Consider the following 488-nt stretch of genomic DNA (forward strand, 5'->3'; position numbering starts at 1 on the left):
GATGAGCTCTCCGCCCGGCCCGACGAGCATGTTCCCCGGGTGCGGATCGGCGTGGTAGACGCCGTCGCCGAAGATCTGCTGGAAGAAGACCTGGACGATGTGCCGGGCGAGCGCCTTGCGGTCGACGCCGTGCGCCTCGAGCGCCGCGAGGTCGCCCACCTTGATCCCCTCGACGAACGTCGTCGTCATGACCCGGCGCGTGCAGTAGGCCGCGATGGGCGTCGGGAACCGCACCTCGGGCTGGCTCGCGAAGTTGTCGGCGATGCGCGTGATGTTCCTGGCCTCGCGCACGAAGTCGAGCTCCTCCAGGATCATCGAGCGGATCTGGTGGTAGTAGGCGTCGAGCCCCTGCACCGGGACGAACTTCGCGACGATCGCCATGATGCGGCGGATGGTGAGCAGGTCGAGGCGGACGATCTCGTCGATGTCGCGGTGCTGGACCTTCACGGCCACGCGGGTGCCGTCCATGAGCCACGCCTCGTGCACCT

General features: G+C 68.0%; 1 protein-coding gene. It reads right to left on the bottom strand.

Annotation, left to right across the window (positions count from 1 at the left end; all coding sequences use genetic code 11):
- On the bottom strand, positions 1-486 hold a 486-nt coding region (locus BN4575_RS22775; RefSeq protein ID WP_256029044.1), incomplete at its 3' end, for an ABC1 kinase family protein.
- Between the last annotated feature and the right edge of the window lie 2 nt (positions 487-488).

The organism is Aeromonas sp. EERV15 (assembly GCF_900079845.1).
Taxonomy (GTDB): domain Bacteria; phylum Pseudomonadota; class Gammaproteobacteria; order Enterobacterales; family Aeromonadaceae; genus Aeromonas; species Aeromonas sobria.